Below are 13,536 nucleotides of genomic sequence, written 5' to 3' on the forward strand. Positions count from 1 at the left end.
CGCGCCCGGGTGCGGGATGGCGACAGGTGTCGGCGTCGCCGGGTACGGTCGGCTGAGGGACAGGACGCGGGCCGGTGCGGGCCAACGGCGGGCGCGAGAAGGGGGCTTGGCGGTGGGCGTCGAGAGCGACCAGTTGGTGTTCGACTACCTGAGCCGGGTCGGGGACCTGGCGCAGACGGCCCTGCCCGCCGCGCAGCGGATGCGCCTGGTGGCCCAGCTCCGTACCGACATCGACCGCGAGCGGGGCGGGAACGACAATCCGGCCGCCGTACGTCGCATTCTCGGCCGGATCGGCAGCCCGGACGAGGTGGTGGAGGCGGCGGCGGGGTCCGGCCAGGGAAGCGGTGCCGGGGCGGGCGCGGGCGCCCCGTCGAGCGGCGCCTCGCCGACGGCCACCGAGGGGCCGTACGGCCCGTACGCGAAGGTGCCGAAGGGCGGGGCCAAGGGCGCGGGCGGGGCGAAGGCCGGGTCCGGCCGGGACAAGAGCGCGGAGGCCGACCCCGACTGGTGGCGGGTCGGCCCGCGCGACGGCCGCCCCCGCGCGGGCGACGAGCTGGCCGGGCTGCCCGGGATGACCGGCGGCGTCTTCATCCCCTTCGACGACGAGGAGCTCGCCGAGGCCGACGACGACGAAGGGCCCGCCGTACCGAAGGCACGGCGGGCGCGGCAGGAGGAGGTGTACGACCAGGCGGCCGAGGACGCGGAGGAGGACGCCGCCGCCGAGGAGCCGCGGCAGCGCCGCCGCCTGCTGCCCCGCCGCCGCGGGGCCCGCACGATGACCTGGGGCAGCCCGCTGCTGCTGCTCGCCGCCGCCCTGCTGGTCGCGGGCGCCGCGATCGGCTCCTGGATACCGCTGGGCCTCGGCTGGCTCGCCGCCTACCTCTCCCGCGGGCTCACCCGCACCCAGGCCAAGTTCGCCGTCCTGGGCATCCCCGGCATGGCCGCCGGCGGCATGATGGTCTGGCTCTGGGGCCGCGACGCGGGCAAATGGAGCACCCCCATCGCCCAGGGCCAGATGGGCCACGCCATCCAGGACGCCTACCCCACCACCGTCCGCGTCGCCGCCGTCGCCTCCGCCCTCTACCTCCTCTGGCGCAGCCGCCGCCCGGCGTAGGCGGCGCCCCCGGGGCCGGCCCCTTGCGCCGCCGGGTGAGAATGGGTGGTGTGACCACCTATCGCGTTGATGCCGACCAGTCCGCCGCAGTGCCGCTGACCGTGGGGTTCGACCTGGATATGACGCTGATCGACTCGCGGCCGGGGATCAAGGCGGTCTATGACCGGCTGGCCGCGGAGACGGGGGTGTTCATTGACTCGGCGCTGGCGGTGACGCGGCTGGGGCCGCCGCTGGACGAGGAGCTGGCGAACTGGTTCCCGGCGGAGCGGGTGGCGGAGATGGGGGACCTGTACCGCGCCCTGTACCCCGAGCACGCGATCGCCCCGACGCCCGCGATGCCGGGCGCGGCCGAGGCGGTGGCGGCGGTCCGCGCGGCCGGGGGACGGGCCGTGGTGGTCACCGCCAAGTTCGCGCCCAACGCGGAACTGCACCTGAGCCACGTCGGCATCGAGGCCGAGGTACGCGGCTGGCTGTGGGCCGAGGCGAAGGCGGAGGCGCTGATCGAGTACGGCGTCTCGGTCTACGTCGGCGACCACGTCGGCGACGTGCGGGGCGCCCGTACGGCGGGTGCGCTCTCCGTGGCGGTCGCCACCGGGCCGTGCGACGCAGCGGAACTGCGCGCGGCGGGCGCCGACGTCGTACTGCGGGACCTCACCGAGTTCCCCGCCTGGTTCGCCGCCCACAGCGCCGCGGCGGCCTGAGCCGCGGACCGGCCGGCCCCGGAGGCCGGCCGGACCCGGCCGCCGTCAGGAGCGGACGTGCTCGCGCGTGCTCTGCCGCTGCGCCAGCGCCGACCGCAGCAGCCCGCACAGCGCGATGGCCAGCCCCACTCCCATCAGCATCGACACGAAGTACGCGGGCGTCGGCAGGGTGTGGGTGCCCAGCAGCAGCGGCGCCACCGTCGCCAGAGTGCCGACGGCGCCCACGAGGAAGACGATCGCGCCGATCCGCACCAGGAGGTCACCGGCGGCCATGGTTTGTTTGCTCACCGGACAAGGGTAGATCCGTTCAGGGGACGCACAGGAACGGGACCTTGGCGTCTTGTCACACAGCACCAGGCCATTAGCCTGGTGCCAGCGGGTCTCGGTGGACCCGCTGAAGTCTTATTCGGAGTCGTTTCGAGCAATGAGGACGAGGTCGTCGGACGTGCCTACCGGCAAGGTGAAGTGGTTCAACAGTGAGAAGGGCTTCGGCTTTCTCTCCCGCGATGACGGCGGCGACGTCTTCGTGCACTCGTCCGTGCTCCCTGACGGAGTCGCCGCCCTCAAGCCCGGCCAGCGCGTGGAGTTCGGCGTCGTCGCGGGCCAACGCGGTGACCAGGCGCTTTCCGTGACCCTTCTCGACCCCGCCCCCTCGGTCGCCGCGGCCCAGCGCCGCAAGCCCGACGAGCTGCTGCCCATCGTGCAGGACCTCACCACGCTCCTCGAAGACGTGGCCCGCTCCCTCCAGCGAGGGCGGTATCCGGACAAGGCGCACGGCCACAAGATCGCCTCCGTGCTGCGGGTGGTCGCCGACCAGCTCGATGTGTGACGTTTGACGGCCGTAGGACCGGCAGCGCTTTTTGACCCCGCTTTACCGGAGGAGTCAGCTCCGGTAAAGCGGCGCGGAGATCCGTGCGGAGAACCGGTCGGTGAAGGCCGACGGTGAATTCCGGTCAGAATGCGAGCGCGTTCGCGCCGAGTGGCGGGACCAGTCCCTCGGCGGCGGCCCGGGTGAGGAGTCCGCGGACGGCGGCGTAGCCATCGGGGCCGAGGTCGGCGGTGAACTCGTTGACGTACAGCCCGATGTGCTGGTCCGCGACCGCCGGGTCCATCTCCTGGGAGTGCGCCAGCACATAGCCGCGCGACGCCTCCGGGTCGTCCCACGCCTGCCGCACCGAGGCGCGGGCCGCGGCGGCGAGCGCCTCCAGCCGCTCCTTGCCCAGCGAGCGCTTGGCGATGATCGCGCCCAGCGGGATCGGCAGCCCGGTGGTCTGCTCCCAGTGCTCGCCCATGTCCGCGAGCTTGTGCAGGCCGTAGTCGCGGTAGGTGAAGCGCGCCTCGTGGATCACCAGCCCGGCGTCGACCCGGCCGTCCCGTACCGCGGGCATGATCTCGTGGAACGGCAGCACCACGACCTCGCCGACCCCGCCCGGCACCTCGCTCGCCGCCCACAGCCGGAAGAGCAGATACGCGGTGGAGCGCTCGCTCGGCACCGCGACCGTCTTCCCGCGCAGGTCCGCCCCCTCGCCGGGCTCGCGCGTCAGCACCAGCGGGCCGCAGCCGCGGCCCAGCGCGCCGCCGCAGGGCAGCAGCGCGTACTCGTCGAGCACCCACGGCAGCACCGCGTAGGAGACCTTCAGGACGTCGAACTCGCCGCGCTCGGCCATCCCGTTGGTGAGGTCGATGTCCGCGAACGTCACGTCCAGCGGGGGCGCGTCGGGCACCAGGCCGTGCGCCCAGGCGTGGAAGACGAACGTGTCGTTGGGGCAGGGTGAGTACGCGATCCGCACCGCGTCCGCGGCGTCGTCAGTCGTCATGTCCTGCCTCAACCTCCAGAGCGGCCGGGAGCTTCCCGAAAGCCGTCGTGAGCGCCGACAGCGCGTCCTCGATCCGCCAGGCCGCCCGGTCCCGGGGGCCGACCGTGTTCGACACCGTACGGATCTCCAGCGCCGGCAGGCCGCGCGCCGCCGCCGCCTCGGCCACCCCGAAACCCTCCATCGCCTCGGCGACCGCGTTCGGATGACGCCGGGTCAGCTCGGCGGCCCCCTCGGCGGTGCCGGTGATGGTGGAGACCGTCAGCACCGGGCCGTACGCCGCTCCCAGCGCGCGGGCCACGCCCCGGCTCAGCCGCGCGGGCGGCCGGTGCTCGGAGGTGCCGAAGCCCAGCTCGGCGACCGGTACGAAGCCGTCGTCCGTGGCCACGCCCAGGTCCGCCGCCACGATCGTCTCGGCGACCGTCACATGGCCGACCGGCGCGACCGGCCAGAAGCCGCCCGCGATCCCCGCGGAGACCACCAGGCCGTACGGTTTCCCGGCCGCCTCGGCCAGCGCCAGCGCGGTCGCCGTACCCGCCGCGGCGGCGGCCGGGCCGATCCCGGCGACGATCACATCGGCGTCCGGCAGCCCCGCCTCCCGCAGGCCCGCCGCGGTCACCGCGTCGCACTCCGCGGGAACCGCGGTCACCACCAGCAGCCGCGCGGGCGGGCGCGGCGCGGGCCGGTGGGCGGGCGCCTGCGAGTGCGGGTGCGGGTGGGCGGGCACGGGGGCCGGACCTTCCATCGCCGGACCTTCCATCAACTGCCGTCCGTCAGTTGCCGCGGATCAGCTTGATCTTCCAGATGCCGTAGGTGTCGCGGCCGGTGAGGTCGCCGGACTCGACGATGTTCAGCGTGACGTCCTTCACCGTGTTGGTGCCACCCGTCTGCGGGTCCTGCTGGTTGAAGAGCGCGCCGCTGTCCAGCGTCCAGTAGGTCGTGTCCTTGAGCAGCTCGGGCGTGACGAGCTGGCTGCCGTTGGCGATCAGCCAGCCCTTCTTGGCGAGCTTCGGGTCCACGCCGATGCGCACCTTGTCGCCCAGGCCCACCGTGATGTGGTGCTCCTTCGGGGCGGCCGCCAGGCACGCCTGGAACGCCACGTCCGGCAGCTTCTTGCCGTTGTCGTAGCACTTGTTCACGGCCTCCGCGGTCACGGACCGGGTGCCCACGGTCACTGTCGCCAGCGGGGTCGGCTTGTCGCAGGCGGTGAGGGCGACGAGCCCGAGGGAGAGGGCACCGAGGGTGGTGGCAGCGCGGCGAATGCTCATGGGGGTGAGGCTACCGGGCGGCCGCCCCCGGGCTGCGCGGGGGTGCGACGTGTCCCCGCCCGGGCGGCCCCGCGCCCACCTGCGGCTCAGGCCGGGCGCGAGCCGCGGGCGGGACTGCCGGGCCCTACGCCACCCGGGCGCGAGTGAGCAGGATTACGCCACCCGCGCGCGGGCCGTGCTGCCGCGCCGGGCCGCGCCCAGCAGTCCGCGTACCGACGCCAGGAACGCGACCAGCACCAGACTGGCGCCCACCAGCAGCCCGAGCGGGCCGTTCAGCGGCATCACTATCCCCAGGCCGCCGCCGACCACCCAGGACAGCTGCAGGGCGGTCTCCGAGCGGGCGAAGGCCGAGGTCCGCACCGACTCCGGCACATCGCGCTGGATCAGCGCGTCCAGCGACAGCTTCGCCAGCGCCTGTCCGACGCCCGCTATGGCCGCGGCCCCGGCGACGGTGAACAACCCGTACCAGGTGGCCGCGAGCGTGGTCACCGTCAGCGAGCAGACCAGCGCGCCCGCGATGATGATCTCGGGGCCGCGGGCCCTGAGCATCGCCCCGAGCGCCGTACCGAGCGCGTTTCCGACGCCCGCCGCGATCGCGACCACGCCCAGCGACATCGCCGGGGTCAGCCCGTTCAGCGGGTGCTCGCGCAGCAGGAACGCCAGGAACATCGTCAGGAAGCCGGACAGCGCGCGCAGCCCCGAGTTGCCCTGCAGGGCGTGCAGCACCGACGAGCCGACGCCCAGCAGGCTCGGCCGCTTGCCCGGGATGCCCGCGGGCTCGGGCGGCGCCTCCTCGTCGGCCGACAGCCGCACCCGGCTCTCACCGCGTGCCGAGTCCACCTTCTGCGGCAGGGACATCGACAGCAGCGCGCCGACGACGAAGACCACGAAGGCCCCGTAGAGCGGCCACTGCGGCCCGATCACATGCAGCCCGGCACCGACCGGCGCCGCGATGGCCGTCGCGAGCAGACCCGCGAGAGTGACCCGCGAGTTGGCCTTGACGAGCGTGGTTCTGCCCGGGAGCAGGCGTGGCACCACCGCGCTGCGCAGCACGCCGTACGCCTTCGACGCCACCAGCACGCCGAGCGCCGCCGGATACAGGCCGAGACCCGCGGTGGTGATCACCCCGGCCATCGTCCAGGCCAGCACCGCGCGGGCCAGCATCGCGCAGGCCATGGCCACCCGGCGGCCGTGCCCGAGCCGGTCGAGCAGCGGGCCGATCACCGGCGCCAGCAGCGCGAAGGGCGCCATCGTCACCAGCAGGTAGAGCGCCACCCGGCCGCGGGCCTGGCCGGTGGGGACCGAGAAGAACACGGTGCTGGCGAGCGCCAGCGTGATCAGCATGTCGCCGGCCGAGTTCACCGCGTGCAACTCGATGAGTTTCGCCAGCCCCGACTCGCCCGCACCCCCCGCGTGTGTCGTCCGCCGGACGCGGCGGCGCACAGCTCCGCCGGACCGCCCCACGCCACTCGCGAGGGCGCGTCCGGCCTTGCGCACGGGCCCAGGGCCCGAGGTCACGGTTCGTGCCACGAAGGCAATCCTGCCCCAATCGGAAGAGCACGCACCCCCTCCTTTGCGCTCGCGATGCGCACAGGTAGCGTGCGATCGCGCAGAATGGGTGACAACAGGTGCGCCCGAAGACGCTCGGGCAGGCCACGAAGGCAGTCAACGGAGGCGTCGAAGCGGTCCGCAGGTCCGCTCCGCCAAGGTTTTCCCCCTCGGGTCAGTCGCGTCGCGGCGCACACGTGAGACGGCGTAGAGAGAGAAACGATTTCTGTGAGTGCTGCGATGCGAAGCCGTACCCCTGACCGCCTGTGCGCCGAGGCGGTCGCTGTCGCGCTAGCCGTGACCGAGGAGGCGGCCGGGCCACAGTCGGTCGGGGAGCACCTGGGCGTCATCGCCGAGGGCGACCGGGTCGTGACGCACTTCTTCGCCTGCAAGGAACCCGCCTACCGCGGCTGGCGGTGGGCGACCACCCTGACCCGGGCCTCGCGCGCCAAGAACATCACCATCGACGAGACGGTGCTGGTGCCCGGCAGCGACGCGGTGCTCGCGCCCGAATGGGTGCCGTGGAGCGACCGGCTGCGCCCCGGCGACATGGGCCCCGGCGACCTGCTGCCCACGGAGGCCGACGACCTGCGCCTGGAGCCGGGCTGGACGGGCGAGGACGAGGAGCCCTTCCCCGGCGGCGACGCGGAGGTGGACCCGGAGGACATGGTGGTGCCCGCGCCCGCCACGATCAGCGCCGTCGCCGCCGAGATCGGCATGGGGCGGCCCCGGGTGCTCTCCCGCTTCGGGCTGCACACCGCCGCCGACCGCTGGGAGGAGCAGTTCGGCGCGAAGACCCCGATGGCACAGGCCGCCCCGGCCAACTGTGTGAGCTGCGGCTTCCTGGTGCCCATCGCGGGCTCGCTGAGCCAGGCGTTCGGCGTCTGCGCCAACGAGTTCGCGCCCGCCGACGGCCGCCTGGTCTCGCTCTCCTACGGCTGCGGCGGCCACTCCGAGGCCGCGATCATGCCGAAGACGCCGACCCCGCCGCCGATGGTCCTCGACGAGATGAACGAGGCGGAGCCGATGGCGCTGCACCCCGACCGGCACGGCTCGGTCGAGGAGGAGGAGCCGGCGGAGGAGCTCGGCCACTCCTGAGGCGACCTGACCACTCCTGATCCGCCCCCCGCTGGCGGGTGTGACGGTTGACCGGGGCTAGTATGCGCCTGCTCTTCACGAGCTGTTCGCCATCACTTCGCGCACCGTACTCAATTGGGGGGGTTACGTGCGTTTCTCCGTACGCGCTTTCTTCACGGCCGCGGCCGTCACCGCCGGGCTGCTGACCGCTGCCGGGACGGCCCATGCCGCGACCGGCTACGACCGGTGCGCCTGGGGCAGGGCATGCGTCTTCGACGGCCCCCGCGGCACCGGCGCCATGACCGTCATCACCGGCGACCGCGCCACGCTGGGCAGCTGGGACAACCGCATCACCTCGCTCGCCAACTTCACCGACCTGGCGATGTGCCTGTACGCCGCACCGGACTACCAGGGCGGCGAGTCTCCCGAGGACATCGAGTACTCGGGGGAGATCTCGTACGACGAGAGCCCGATGCCCCAACTGGACAACGCCATCAGCTCGGTGGAGTTCACCACGGACGGGTACGACTGCGGCAGCAACCGCGACTTCCCGTTCTGGGGCAACGACATCCGCAAGCGCCCCGCGAACCTTCCCGCCAACGGTCACTTCGGCGACCTGAACGGCGACGGCATCGCGGACGAGATCTCCCGCAGCCAGGACGGCCTGCTGTGCTTCCTGCCCGGCAACGGCGGCGGTGTGCGGATCGGCGGCGGCTGGAACGTCATGACCAAGCTGGTCCGGCACGGCGACTACAACGGCGACGGCAAGGAGGACGTCTTCGCCCGCGACCGCGACGGCGTGCTCTGGCTCTACCCCGGCAACGGCAAGGGCTGGTTCGCGCCCCGGGTGGAGGTCGGCGGCGGCTGGAACAGCATGCGGATGCTGGTCGCCACCGGTGACCTCAACGGCGACGGCAAGGGCGATCTGGTCGCCGCGGACACCAGCGGTGTGCTGTGGCTCTACCCGGGCAACGGCAAGGGCTGGTTCGGCGCCCGCCTGCGGATCGGCGGCGGGTGGAACTCGATGACCGCGCTGGTCGGCTCCGGCGATCTCAACCACAACGGCAAGAACGACCTCGTGGCGCGCGACAGCGCGGGCAGGCTGTGGCTCTACCTCGGCAACGGCCGTGGCTGGTTCGCCACCCGCGTCAAGATCGGCACCGGCGGCTGGAACTCCATGCAGGAGATCTACGGCATCGGCGACGCCACCGGGGACGGCCTGCCCGACATCGTGGCCCACTCCAAGGACAACGAGGTCTACGTCTACCCCGGCACCTCCACCGGCCCGCTCAGGGCGCCGTCGCAGCAAGGCATGGCCCGCGACCGGCAGTTCGGGTTCTGAGCCGCGTCCGGCCCCTCACCTTCTCCTCTCCTCCTCTCCACCTCCGGAGTGCACCGATGCCGATTTCCTCGCTGCTGCGGCGACTGGCCCCCTTCCGCGCCCGCGCCCGCTGGAAGGCCGCCGCGGCGCTGGGCGGCGCCGCCGCGCTGACCGCGACCCTGCTCGCGGGCGCGCCGACCGCCACCGCCTCGACGTACGACCCCTCCTCGCGCTGCCCCGCCGGGAAGTTCTGCGTCTTCCAGTCCCCCGACTTCGGCGGCCAGATGGCCACCTTCTCCACCAGTCAGCCCACGCTCGGCTGGTGGGACAACCGGATCTCGTCACTGGTCAACAACACGGGCCTGTACATCTCCCTGCTCGACGGCCCCAACTACACGACACAGCACGTCGGTTCGCTGTACGTGTCCCCGTACAACGGCGCCATCGACCTGAACTTCTCCTTCTCCGAGCTCGACAACGTCTTCAGCTCCATCCGCATCGCCCACTCCGACTTCGAGCTGAGCTACGGCACCCCGTACATGGACTGGTACCGGCCCGACTCGCGCCCGTCCGGTCTGCCCGCGGCAGCCCAGTTCGGCGACCTGAACGGCGACGGCCGTCCCGACCTGCTGGAGCGGGCGTACGGCGGCAAGCTGTGGTTCCTGCCGGGGGACGACAAGGGCCATCTGATCGGGGCCGGCTGGGACTCCATGACCAAGCTGGTGCGGCACGGCGACTACAACGGCGACGGCAAGGAGGACGTCTTCGCCCGGGACAAGAACGGTGTGCTGTGGCTGTACCCCGGCAACGGCAAGGGCTGGTTCGCGCCGCGGGTGAAGGTCGGCGGCGGCTGGAACTCCATGCGGCAGCTGGCGGCCGTCGGTGACCTCAACGGGGACGGCAGGCGGGATCTGGTCGCCGTCGACTCCGCCGGTGTGCTGTGGCTGTACCCGGGCAACGGCCACGGCTGGTTCGCGCCCCGCGTCAAGATCGGCGGCGGCTGGAGCGGGATGAACGCGCTGCTGGGCGTCGGTGACGTCAACGGCGACGGGAAGTCGGACCTCATCGCCCGGGACTCCGCCCGCGGCCTGTGGCTCTACCCGGGCAACGGCAGGGGCTGGTTCGGCGCCCGCACCAAGTTCAGCGCGAGCTGGCCCTCCGACCAGCAGCTCTTCGCCACCGGCGACATCACGGGCGACGGCGTCAGCGACTTCGACCGCGGTTTTCCCGGCCAGTCGTACTACTACCAGGGCCTCGGCAACGGGAAGTTCTCCAACCCGATGGCCGACATGCCATGGGACGGCGCCGGATACGTCTGGGCCTTCTGACCTCTCTGCGTCACATTCCTGCCACCGACCTCGGGAACCCCTCGCGCGACCGGGCCTCGCCCAGCGCGCGAGGGGTGTCCCAATGGCGGTACGGTCACGGTGCAGGGCCCTGACCGGGGCCGAGGAGTGGAGGGGCCGACCGTGAACCGCGCAGGGATCCGACCGACGGAGGGCAGCACCGACGCCTTCGGCACCACGGCGCTGCGCCACGGGGTACTGACCGCCTGGTCGGTGTCCGCAGCCCGCTTCCGCGAGGACGCCAACGCCGAGGAGGATCTCGCGCTCGGCGGCTACCGCGACCGGCTCGTGGTGGAACTGGCGCAGAACGCGGCGGACGCCGCCGTCCGCGCCGGAGTGCCGGGCCGCCTGCGGCTGACGCTGCACGAGGGCACCGACGGCGACCCGTCGCTGCTGGCCGCCGCGAACACCGGCGCCCCGCTGGACGCCGCCGCGGTGGAGTCCCTGTCGACGCTGCGCGCCTCCGCCAAGCGCGACGACGGCCCGGCCTCGGTCGGCCGCTTCGGCGTCGGCTTCGCCGCCGTACTCGCGGTCAGCGACGAGCCCGCGGTGGTCAGCCGGTCGGGCGGCGTGCGCTGGTCGCTCAACGAGGCCCGCGCGCTGGCCGCCGAAGTCCCCGGCCTGGCGGACGAGTTGCGGCGCCGGGACGGCCATGTGCCGCTGCTGCGACTGCCGTTCCCCGCCGAGGGGCGCGCGCCCGAGACGTACGACACCGCCGTCGTGCTGCCGCTGCGCGACGGCGCCGCCGAGGATCTGACGGCCCGTCTGCTCGCGGCTGTGGACGACGCGTTGCTGCTCGCCCTGCCGGGGCTGTCCGAGGTCGTGATCGACACGCCGTCCGGCGTACGGACCCTGACGCGCCGCCAACTCCCCGACGGCGACGTCGAGATCACCGACAGCGCCCGTAGCGACCCGGCCCGCTGGCGGGTGGACTCCGCGGCCGGCGACCTTGCCGCCGAGCTGCTCGCCGACCGCCCGGTGGAGGAGCGGCTGCGCCCGGTCTGGTCGGTCACCTGGGCCGTACCGGTCGACAAGGACGGCGCCCCGGCCGCCCCGCGCACCGCCGCCGTCGTGCACGCCCCGACCCCGACCGACGAGCCGCTGGGCCTGCCCGCGCTGCTGCTCGCCTCCTTCCCGCTCGACCCGACCCGGCGGCACGCCGCGCCCGGGCCGCTCACCGACTTCCTGCTGGAGCGCGCCGCCGAGTCGTACGTCCGGCTGCTCGCCGCCTGGCGGCCGGTCTGCGCCGGGGTGGTGGACCTCGTCCCCGGCCCGCTCGGCAAGGGCGAACTGGACGCCGAACTGCGCCGCCGGGTGCTCGCCGCGCTGCCCCGCACCCCGTTCCTGCCGCGCGCCGCGCAGCCCGCCCCCGGCGGCGACACCGCCGCGGACGGCGGCGGCACCGGGACCGACTGGGACGGTGGCGCGCTGCTGGCCGACCAGGTGCGGGCGCTGCGCCCGGTCGAGGCCGAGGTGGTGGAGGGCGCGACCGCGGAGGCGGTCCGGGTACTCGCCGAAGTGCTGCCCACCCTCGTCCCCGCCGCCCTGGAACGCCGCCCCGCGCTGCGTCAGCTCGGCGTCGCCCGGCTCACCCTCGCCGACGCCGTCGACCGCCTGTCGGGCACCGAACGCCCCGCCGACTGGTGGTGGCGGCTCTACGACGCCCTCGCGGGCACCGACGCCGACGTGCTCAGCGGCCTGCCCGTACCGCTTGCCGACGGCCGTACGGTGGTCGGCCCGCGCCAGGTGCTGCTGCCGGTCGCGGGAGAGACCGACGCCGCCGTGGACGCCGCCGCGCTGACCCGGCTCGGCCTGCGCGTCGCCCACCCCGACGCCGCGCACCCGCTGCTGGAGAAGCTGGGCGCCGCCCCCGCCACACCCCGCGCCATCCTCACCTCCCCGCAGGTCAGGGCAGCCGTCGCCGCCTCCCTCGACGACGAGGGCGGCGCCTGGGACGACGAGAGCACCCTGGACGCCGACGAACTCGCCGAGACCGTGCTGGGCCTGGCCCGCGCGGCCGGTCTCGCCCCCGGCGACGAGCCGTGGCTCGCCGCGCTCGCGCTGCCCGACGAGGACGGCGAACTCGCCCCCGCCGGCGAGCTGGTGCTCCCCGGCAGCCCGCTGGAAGCCGTCCTGCGCGAGGGCGAACTGGCCGCCGTGGACGCCGAACTGGCCGACCGCTGGGGCGAACAGCCGCTCACCGCCGTCGGTGTGCTCGCCACCTTCGCGCTGGTCCGCGCCGCCGACGTGGTCCTCGACCCCGACGACCTCGAACCGCGCGACAGCGACTGGGCCGAGCCCGACGACATCGGCCTGCTCGACGCGGTCGACGTGTGGTGCGAGGACGTCCTCGACCAGCTCCCCGAGTCCGATGTCCCCCCGGTGGCCACCGAGGTCATCGGGGTGCGCGACCTCGACATGGTCGACGACGACGCCTGGCCGCAGGCCCTCGCCCTGCTCTCCCGCCCGCCGCTGCGCGACGCGATCGCCGCCCCGCTGCGGGTGCTGCTGCCCGACGGCACCACCGAGTCCGTACGCCCGTACACCGCCTGGTGGCTGCGCGACCACCCGGTGCTGGACGGCCGCCGCCCGGTCGGCCTGCGCGCCGCGGGCGGCGACCCGCTGCTCGCCGGGCTCTACGACGAGGCCGAGACCGACACCGCCGTGGACGAGCAGGTGCTGCGGGCGCTGGGGGTGCGCACCTCGGTACGCGCGCTGCTCGACGAACCCGGCGGCGCCGCCGAACTGCTGGCCCGGCTCGCCGACCCCGACCGGCCGGTCACCCCCGCCCAACTGCACCGGCTGTACGCGGCGCTGGCCGTACTCGACCCCGAACAGGTCACCCTCCCCGACGAGTTGCGGGTCGTCGTCGACGGCCGTCCCGAAGTGGTGGACGCCGCCGACGCGCTGGTCGCGGACGCCCCCGACCTGCTGCCGCTGGCCGACGGGCGCGCGCTGCTGCCCGTACCGCCGCGGCTGGCCGCCGAACTCGCCGAGCTGTTCCAGGTCCGCCGCCTCAGCGACGCCGTCACCGCCGAGGTGGTCTCCGAGGGCGAGCCGCACGAGGTGACCGCCGCGGTCCGCGAACTCCTCCCGGCCGCACCTGTCTCCTACATCGAGCACGAGGAACTGCTGGTCACCGGCGACATCGAGGTCGACTGGCGCTACCAGGACGGTGTGCTGCACGCCTCGACCGTCGAAGGCGTCGCGGCCGGGCTCGCCTGGGCCGCGGGCCACTGGGAGCGGCGCTTCGAGCTCGCCGCGCTGCTGGAGGACCCGTCCCGGACGGAGGAGCTGGCCAGGGACCGCTGGTTCGACTGACGGCCGCGTGGGGGCGCGCGGGCGTT

General features: G+C 73.9%; 12 protein-coding genes. 7 read left to right on the forward strand and 5 right to left on the reverse strand.

The features are described from left to right. Positions 1–112 precede the first annotated feature (112 nt). A complete protein-coding gene (locus AB0M29_RS34400) occupies positions 113–1,114 on the forward strand; it encodes a hypothetical protein (RefSeq protein WP_365390081.1) in 1,002 nt (333 codons plus the stop codon). A gap of 41 nt (positions 1,115–1,155) precedes the next feature. Next, the gene (locus AB0M29_RS34405) at positions 1,156–1,815 is read left to right on the forward strand and encodes a haloacid dehalogenase-like hydrolase (protein ID WP_365390084.1); all 660 of its coding nucleotides are present in this window, start codon (positions 1,156–1,158) and stop codon (positions 1,813–1,815) included. A 45-nt stretch (positions 1,816–1,860) separates the two neighbouring features. On the opposite strand, the gene AB0M29_RS34410 is transcribed toward AB0M29_RS34405, so the two are convergent. Further along, the gene (locus AB0M29_RS34410) at positions 1,861–2,088 is read right to left on the reverse strand and encodes a hypothetical protein (RefSeq protein ID WP_365390140.1); all 228 of its coding nucleotides are present in this window, start codon (positions 2,086–2,088) and stop codon (positions 1,861–1,863) included. A 172-nt stretch (positions 2,089–2,260) separates the two neighbouring features. On the opposite strand from AB0M29_RS34410, the gene AB0M29_RS34415 reads away from it, so the two are divergent. After that, the gene (locus tag AB0M29_RS34415; RefSeq protein WP_033173507.1) at positions 2,261–2,644 is read left to right on the forward strand and encodes a cold-shock protein; all 384 of its coding nucleotides are present in this window, start codon (positions 2,261–2,263) and stop codon (positions 2,642–2,644) included. A 124-nt stretch (positions 2,645–2,768) separates the two neighbouring features. On the opposite strand, the gene AB0M29_RS34420 is transcribed toward AB0M29_RS34415, so the two are convergent. The 4 genes from AB0M29_RS34420 to AB0M29_RS34435 all read right to left on the reverse strand — a co-directional run bounded on the left by AB0M29_RS34420 (position 2,769) and on the right by AB0M29_RS34435 (position 6,361). After that, positions 2,769–3,632, reverse strand: coding sequence for a 1,4-dihydroxy-6-naphthoate synthase (locus tag AB0M29_RS34420; RefSeq protein ID WP_365390088.1), 864 nt, complete (start codon positions 3,630–3,632; stop codon positions 2,769–2,771). Beyond that, positions 3,622–4,374, reverse strand: a complete 753-nt coding sequence (locus AB0M29_RS34425; protein WP_365390090.1) for a futalosine hydrolase — start codon at positions 4,372–4,374, stop codon at positions 3,622–3,624. The genes AB0M29_RS34420 and AB0M29_RS34425 overlap by 11 nt, the downstream gene beginning before the upstream one ends. Before the next feature lie 28 nt (positions 4,375–4,402). Further along, positions 4,403–4,897 carry a hypothetical protein gene (locus AB0M29_RS34430; protein ID WP_365390093.1) on the reverse strand — a complete coding sequence of 165 codons (495 nt, stop codon included), beginning with the start codon at positions 4,895–4,897 and terminating at the stop codon, positions 4,403–4,405. A gap of 153 nt (positions 4,898–5,050) precedes the next feature. After that, positions 5,051–6,361 carry an MFS transporter gene (locus tag AB0M29_RS34435; protein WP_365390142.1) on the reverse strand — a complete coding sequence of 437 codons (1,311 nt, stop codon included), beginning with the start codon at positions 6,359–6,361 and terminating at the stop codon, positions 5,051–5,053. Positions 6,362–6,685: 324 nt separating this feature from the next. Between AB0M29_RS34435 and AB0M29_RS34440 the strand changes: the two genes are divergently transcribed. The 4 genes from AB0M29_RS34440 to AB0M29_RS34455 all read left to right on the forward strand — a co-directional run bounded on the left by AB0M29_RS34440 (position 6,686) and on the right by AB0M29_RS34455 (position 13,510). Further along, on the forward strand, positions 6,686–7,543 hold the full coding sequence (locus tag AB0M29_RS34440; RefSeq protein WP_365390095.1) for a DUF3027 domain-containing protein: 858 nt from the start codon (positions 6,686–6,688) through the stop codon (positions 7,541–7,543). Between the two features lie 127 nt (positions 7,544–7,670). Continuing rightward, positions 7,671–8,864 (forward strand): FG-GAP-like repeat-containing protein, encoded by a 1,194-nt coding sequence (locus AB0M29_RS34445; RefSeq protein WP_365390098.1) that lies wholly within the window; start codon positions 7,671–7,673, stop codon positions 8,862–8,864. A gap of 56 nt (positions 8,865–8,920) precedes the next feature. Continuing rightward, positions 8,921–10,171 (forward strand): FG-GAP-like repeat-containing protein, encoded by a 1,251-nt coding sequence (locus AB0M29_RS34450; RefSeq protein WP_365390100.1) that lies wholly within the window; start codon positions 8,921–8,923, stop codon positions 10,169–10,171. A 141-nt stretch (positions 10,172–10,312) separates the two neighbouring features. Next, a complete protein-coding gene (locus tag AB0M29_RS34455) occupies positions 10,313–13,510 on the forward strand; it encodes a molecular chaperone Hsp90 (protein ID WP_365390102.1) in 3,198 nt (1,065 codons plus the stop codon). The last annotated feature ends 26 nt before the right edge of the window (positions 13,511–13,536 follow it).

Source organism: Streptomyces sp. NPDC051976, from assembly GCF_040680795.1.
Taxonomy (GTDB): domain Bacteria; phylum Actinomycetota; class Actinomycetes; order Streptomycetales; family Streptomycetaceae; genus Actinacidiphila.

Bases quoted from the DNA above. Each gene is read 5' to 3' on its own strand.
- AB0M29_RS34405 (WP_365390084.1), top strand. From the start codon at position 1,156: ATGGGTGGTGTGACCACCTATCGCGTTGATGCCGACCAGTCCGCCGCA.
- AB0M29_RS34410 (WP_365390140.1), bottom strand. From the start codon at position 2,088: ATGGCCGCCGGTGACCTCCTGGTGCGGATCGGCGCGATCGTCTTCCTC.
- AB0M29_RS34420 (WP_365390088.1), bottom strand. From the start codon at position 3,632: ATGACGACTGACGACGCCGCGGACGCGGTGCGGATCGCGTACTCACCC.
- AB0M29_RS34425 (WP_365390090.1), bottom strand. From the start codon at position 4,374: ATGGAAGGTCCGGCCCCCGTGCCCGCCCACCCGCACCCGCACTCGCAG.
- AB0M29_RS34430 (WP_365390093.1), bottom strand. From the start codon at position 4,897: ATGAGCATTCGCCGCGCTGCCACCACCCTCGGTGCCCTCTCCCTCGGG.
- AB0M29_RS34440 (WP_365390095.1), top strand. From the start codon at position 6,686: ATGCGAAGCCGTACCCCTGACCGCCTGTGCGCCGAGGCGGTCGCTGTC.
- AB0M29_RS34450 (WP_365390100.1), top strand. From the start codon at position 8,921: ATGCCGATTTCCTCGCTGCTGCGGCGACTGGCCCCCTTCCGCGCCCGC.